Raw genomic sequence first — 6,415 nt, forward strand, 5'->3', positions numbered from 1 at the left:
TCGCGCTCTTGGTTTTCAAATATAGCAGACCCCTTCTGGGGTCTGCTTGGCTGTGGCCACGCTGCGGCCGCTGATCGAGCGCATCAAGGCCGAGGTCCTGGCGGCCGACCGCCTGCACGCCGACGACACGCCGATCCGGGTGCTCGATCCGGGCCGGCGCAAGGCAACCGGCGACGAGCCCGGCGTCAAGGAAGGCCGCATCTGGGCCTACGTCCACGATGACCGCCCCTGGGCCGGGACCGACCCGCCGGCGGTGGCCTACTTTTTCTCGCCGGATCGCAAGGGCGAGCATCCGCAACGGCATCTGGCCGGGTTCCGGGGCATCCTGCAGGCGGACGCCTACGCGGGGTTCCGCAAGCTGTACGAGGCTGGGGACGGCGCCGCGCCGCGCGTGCGCGAGGCTGCCTGCTGGGCTCACCTGCGGCGTGACTTTCATGATGTCTGGAAAGCCACGGACTCCCCCCTCGCCCGGGATGCCCTCGAACAGATCGGCGCGCTGTACGACATCGAGCACCGCATCACAGGCCTGCCGGCGGAGCAGCGTCTTGCCGTCCGCCAGGCCGAGAGCCGCCCCAGCGTCGAGGCCTTCAAGACGTGGTGCGAGACCCAGCTGCCGCGTATCCCCGGCAAGAGCGATCTGGCCAAGGCCATGCGCTACGCGCTCGGGCGCTGGCCCGCGTTCACCCTGTTCCTCGAGAACGGCGAGGTCGCCATCGACAACAATCCGGCCGAGCGGGCCATCAAACCCGTGGTCCTCGGCCGCAAGAACTTCCTCTTCGCCGGCTCCGACAGCGGCGGCGAGGTCCTGGCCGACGCCATGACCATCATCGAGACGGCGAAGATGAGTGGTCTGAACCCCGAGGCCTACCTCACCGATATCCTGGCCCGCATCAACGATCACAAGATCAACCGCCTGGACGAGTTGCTGCCCTGGAACTGGCGCGCAACCGAAGACCGCCACACCGCCGCCGCCTAATCCTCAAGGCCCTATCCCGGCGGCCCAAACCGGCCGGTTACGTTGGAACGGCATTGTTGCCGACAATCAGACCCGGAAAACAAAAGCTGTTGCTCATGGCGCACAGGGGCACGACACCAGCAAGGACATCGTCCCGGGACGGTTCAGGACGCCGCAAGGGGCGTTGTATATGGCGCGCTCGAATATGGTTCTGGGCGATGCAGCCGAACGCGCATGGTGTTCAGCTTGTCGCGGTGGCCCGGGGTCGGGCGTCCGCCGCGCTGGCCGGGCTCACGAATGAACTCGGGCACACCGGAAGCCCAGGACGATGAAGTTCCTCCCACCGGGATGGTCCCTGTCGCGATACGCGGGGCGAACGTATCGCGCTGGGTAGTTCCAAGAGCCGCCACGAATGACATGATACTCGCCAGCATCAACACTGTGTTCCAGCCAAGTCGACCCATCCTCCGGCGCGCCGTCATAGTTCCCGTGCCAGTGGTCCGCGCACCACTCCCACACATTACCCAGCATGTCATACAGACCCCAGGCGTTCGGCTGCTTGCGTCCAACCGGATGCGTTGTTTGGCCGCTGTTCTGGTTGTACCAAGCTACGGCGTCCAAATCGGCGGGGGGGACTGCCCCGGCCCGACAAGCGTATTCCCATTGCGCTTCGCTGGGCAGGATCAGGTCCAACCCCGGAACGCGCTCATTGATCCGTAGCAGGAAGGTCTGCGCATCATCCCAACTCACCTGTTCCACCGGTCGGTCAGGCGATTTGAACTCGCTTGGATTGTCGCCCATCACCGCCTGCCACAGGGCCTGGGTGCAGGGGGTGTCGAACAGCCAGAAGCCTCGCGCCAAGGTGACCTCGTGCTGCGGGCCTTCAAACTCGTCCCGCCCCGGCTCGTCCTCCGGCGATCCCATCGTGAATCGCCCCGGCGGGATCCAGCGCAGACACTGCGTGACCTCACCGACGGTGAACTCGGCGAACACCCCGAACCGATCCTCGCCCCAGCCGCTGGCCCACTCCGGCGCATGGCCGTTGACCAGGGGGTGCCAGGACCTGTCGATGACGGATGCCGGCGTGTTCATTGGCTCATGCGCGCGCTGGAGGGGACGAAGCCGGACGGCGAGCGGTCGCCCCGCATCCACCAGGGCTACTGGCACGCCGCCGGCCGCTTCGTTTCGGCACCCGCGAACAGGCGCCCCGGGCAATGATCTGTTGAATGCCGGACATCCATCCGGCCGTGAGCTCGGGAACACCGGAAGCCCAGGCCGTCGCCGCGCACAGCGGGAAGGCCCCTGCCGCGATACGCCGCGCGCACGTGCCGCGCGTTGCTGCTCCAGGAACCGCCGCGCCCGACGCGGCTCGCGCCGGTGCCCGCGTCCTGCCAAGACGTGCCGTCGGCCGGTGCCCCGTCATACGTTTTGTGCCAGTGGTCCGCGCACCATTCCCACACATTGCCCAACATGTCATGCAATCCCCAGGCATTCGCCTGCTTTTCCCCAACCGGATGCGTTTCCCCGCCACTGTTCTTATCGTACCACGCCACGGCCTCCAGGTCCGGGGGAGGCCCCTCTCCCGCCCGACAGGCGTATTCCCACTGCGCCTCGCTGGGCAGGGTCAGGTCAACGCCAGGGATCCGCTCGTTGATCCGCGTCAGGAAGGTTCGCACGTCGTTCCACCTCACCCGCTCCACCGGCCGGTCCGCTGACTGGTACCGGCTGGGGTTGTCGCCCATCACCGCCTGCCACAGGGCCTGGGTGCAGGGGGTGTCGAACAGCCAGAAGCCGTTTGCCAGCGTCACCTCGTGCTGCGGCCCTTCCCGCTCGAAACGCCCCGGTTCATCCTCCGGCGAGCCCATCAGGAACCGCCCCGGCGGGATCCAGCGCATCCGCTGCGTCACGGGCGGCCCTTCGGCGGCCTCCAGAGCGATCCGGGTCCACAGACCGAAGCGGTCGCGGCCCATGGCCTCGGCCCAGGGGGGGCGGGTGCGCTGTTCAAGAAATACCTGCTCCCGATCGGTTCTGATGACGAAGGTTTTTTCTCGGTCTCGCCCCTCTATAATGGGCGGCGAAGACTCCGTTCCCGGGCGATCGAGCGATATCTTATCCTTCAACAACTCTTCGCCGGAACGTGAAATCCGCCGGCTGAGTGGGTGCGCGAGCGGACGGGCCAGCGGACGTGCAAGGGAACCTTCAAATTCCTGTTCCACCTGGCGGCTCGGCTCCGCCGGCTCGGCTCCGCCGCTGGCTGGGCTCACGGGAACTCGGGAACACCGGAAGCCCAGATAGTCGAACCCGTCATTGGGATGGTCCCCGCGGCGATACGCCGCGCCCATGAGCTCCGCGAAATAGAGCCAGCAGCCGCCGCGAACAACACGATCCGCGCCGGTGTCGGCGATATCCTCCAGCCAAGCGGATCCATCCTCCGGCGCGCCTTCATAGCTGTCATGCCAGTGGTCCGCGCACCACTCCTCGACATTGCCGAGCATATCGTGCAGACCCCAGGCATTCGACTGCTTTTGACCGACCGGATGGGTCTGGTCTTCGCTGTTCTCGTCATACCAAGCGACGGCCTCCAAATCGGACGGCGGGTCCGCATTCGCCCGGCAAGCGTATTCCCATTGCGCCTCACTGGGCAGGGTCAGGTCCAGCCCCGGCACGCGATCGTTGATGCGTTGCAGGAAGGTCTGTACGTCGCCCCAACTCACCGTCTCCACGGGCCGATCCGGTGATTTGAACCGGCTCGAATTGTCGCCCATCACCGCCTGCCACAGGGCCTGCGTGCAGGGCGTATCGAACAGCCAGAACCCCTGGTCCAATGTGACCTCGTGCTGGGGGCTCTCGTCACTCCAAAATCCCTTGTTGTCCCGGCGTCCTACCTTATCCTCAGGTGAGCCCATCGAGAAACGTCCCGGCGGGATCCAGCGCAGGCGTTGGGTCACGTCTTCCGCGCGGAATTCGGCCCACAGGCCCATGTGGTCCCGCCCCGTCGCCGACGCCCAGGAGAGGTCATCGTCAAGCGCCTGATCGATCCGGCACCAGTAGGAGTCATCGTCGATCGAGAACGTCGGGAGCGTCAGCGGAAACCAAGCTTCGCGACCGCTCCCAACCCGGGCGCGTAGCGGCCGTAGCGGATCGGCCTTGCCCGGCGGCCCACACCATGGAAACCGCCGGTCGATCTCCGCAAAATTGTCCTCGATCGAGTCGAGCGCAATGTCGACCACCCCGTTACCGCTCTCCAGCGTGGTGACCGGGGAGCCAAGCCCGGCCGGCGCAGTTTTCAGCGCCAGAGAGCCGCCGACGTGGGCCACCGCAACGCGGCCCACATCCAACTGATCCTCAAGCGGCGGCAGGTCTCCCTTTGGCGGCGTATATCCCGGTTCCTTTGCCTTCACAGACCACACGACGTGTCGAAACGCTGTTTCCTGCTCGAACGCCTGGGGTGCGCAGTCGCCCATTTGGGACAGCCAAGCGCGGGTCTGCTGGGAGAGCGGTTCACCGTCACCGCACCTGCGGCGGTCCAAGTCCACGAAATACCGCCGTGCATCCTCCACGTCGCTCGGTTCAGGCAGGCACCGCCTGGCGGAAGGCGGAAGGTTCAGGACCTCCGGAAACCAGTAGTCCTCGCCGACCGGAGTCGCCGGTCCCCCGGTCCGCCAACTGCGGATCACCGACAGGGCGGTTTCCCGCTGCCCGTCCGTCAGCTTCGGGCCGGCAAACTCCGCCCGAAGGGCCGTCGCCGCCTCTGGCGTCAGGGCAGTCGCCACGGAGGCGAGGCACTCCACCGCCGGATCGTTCCAGGCCATGCACTCGACGAGGGCATCCGCCTCGGGCAACACCTCGCGCCGCATGGCCCGCAGCATCCCCGGCGTGAAACAAAAGGCCGGAGACAGGCAGACCAGCAGCTTGCGGGCCAGCGCGCGGCGGTCCAGATCGTCCGGGGCGGGGGCCGTGTCCTCCCACGGGGCGAGCCGCCACAGGGTGCGTAGGTCCGACGGCAGGCGGTCTGGTGGCACCGGGGTGACTGCGATGGCGCACCGGGGATCGAGGTTTCGGGCCAGGGCAATCCACGGATCCGGTCCGCCACCCGTGACCGCGCCGAGGTCGCCCAGCACCAGCCAGGGCGTCCCATCGCGCCGGGGGTCCACCGTCTCCGATCCGTCCGCCGCGATGGATCGGTAGACGCCGGTCGCGGGGTCCCACGTCACCGGGGTCACGGTCATGTGGGGTGCCGCGTGTGACAGGGCCGCGAGCACCATCTCCTGATCCCGCCACAGCGGCACGAGGCGCCGGTCGCGGTCCAGAACGACGACACATCGAGGGGTCCACGCGGGCATGCGCTTTCGTGGCGGGCGGTCGAGCACCCGGCATTCGGACAGATCCCGGATGGCCCGGTCCACGTCGATCGCGGGACCGTCCGTGTTTGGGGTCAGAAGCGCGCGCAAAAGCCCCTGAAGGGACGCCCAGGACCGCAGCGGCGGCCAGGGCGGCGGGTCGGCCGGCGGGGATCGCCAGACCGGCAAAGGCGCCGCGTCGGTCGACCGCGATTCTGTATTGGTCGCCTGAGGCGGCGCCGTTTCGGTTGACTGCGGCGGTTGGTTGGACCGTTCCGGCCGCTTGAGCCGTTCATACCGAACGGGCATCCAGAAGGGGACGGGCCGAGTCTGCCCCTGCGTGAATTCCACGCTGGTGGGTTCGGGCCTGTCGTTTTCGGCCGCCGGTTCCGAGACCAGGGTCGGGTGAGACGGTTCGGAAGGTTCGGACCGGACCTCGAACCCAAGGAGCGCCCCAAGGCGCGCCGGGTCCTCTCCGGGCTGGTCCGCCACGAGGCGCGCCAGATCCGCGCGCCCGGTGAGGCTCCGGTCGGCCATCACCGCAGCCCCGGGTGCTTCCGCAGGAAGAACTTCGCGATGTCCTGCAGCCGGTCCTCGGGCGCGCGCTCCTTCCCCCCATCGTCCGCCGCCACGGCCCTCAGAAGATCGAGGTATTCCGCCTGTCCCGGCAAAGGGCGTAGCCTCTGGCGCCTGCACGCGTCGCGGTCCTGGTACGTCAGTTCGGCCGCCAGGGTGAGTACAGCGTCGCTCGCCTGTGGGAAATGGACCCGGCCGCGCGCGACCATCCACGTAATGAAGTCCGCCTCGTTGTCCGGGATGCGCATCATGTGGACGACGCAGCGTCGCACGAAGGCGTCGGGCAGGCGGCGCTCTTCGTTCGTGGTCACGACGACCAGGGGCCATTGGCGGGCCTGGACGGGATCCGAGCGCCCGGCCGGCACAAAGGCCCGCGAGCCCAAGGCATCCAGCAGCCCGTTAGGAAGTTCCGCCTCCGCCTTGTCGATTTCATCGATCAGGACGACGACCCAGGGCAACGGGCTCAGGTTAACGGCCGAGGGCTGATTTCAGTGGCGAACGGGATTCGAGGGTGATTCAACAGGCGTCTGCCCCCCAGAACCGG

At 67.4% G+C, this 6,415-nt stretch carries 3 protein-coding genes and 1 pseudogene; 1 reads left to right on the top strand and 3 read right to left on the bottom strand.

Annotated elements, in window-relative coordinates; translation table 11 throughout:
* Positions 1-49: 49 nt before the first annotated feature.
* Positions 50-976, top strand: a pseudogene (gene tnpC, locus BLS85_RS18370) (IS66 family transposase); the annotation flags it as partial.
* Between the two features lie 270 nt (positions 977-1,246).
* Here the strand turns inward: tnpC and BLS85_RS18375 are convergent.
* The 3 genes from BLS85_RS18375 to BLS85_RS18390 all read right to left on the bottom strand — a co-directional run bounded on the left by BLS85_RS18375 (position 1,247) and on the right by BLS85_RS18390 (position 6,329).
* The gene (locus BLS85_RS18375) at positions 1,247-2,047 is read right to left on the bottom strand and encodes a formylglycine-generating enzyme family protein (protein ID WP_092788188.1); all 801 of its coding nucleotides are present in this window, start codon (positions 2,045-2,047) and stop codon (positions 1,247-1,249) included.
* 65 nt (positions 2,048-2,112) lie between these two features.
* Positions 2,113-5,832, bottom strand: coding sequence for a formylglycine-generating enzyme family protein (locus tag BLS85_RS19350; RefSeq protein ID WP_218128514.1), 3,720 nt, complete (start codon positions 5,830-5,832; stop codon positions 2,113-2,115).
* Complete coding sequence (locus BLS85_RS18390; RefSeq protein WP_092788189.1) at positions 5,832-6,329, bottom strand: MoxR family ATPase; 498 nt, start codon at positions 6,327-6,329, stop codon at positions 5,832-5,834. The genes BLS85_RS19350 and BLS85_RS18390 overlap by 1 nt, the downstream gene beginning before the upstream one ends.
* Positions 6,330-6,415 lie beyond the last annotated feature (86 nt).

Source organism: Rhodospira trueperi, from assembly GCF_900101965.1.
In the GTDB taxonomy this organism is placed as follows: domain Bacteria; phylum Pseudomonadota; class Alphaproteobacteria; order Rhodospirillales; family Rhodospirillaceae; genus Rhodospira; species Rhodospira trueperi.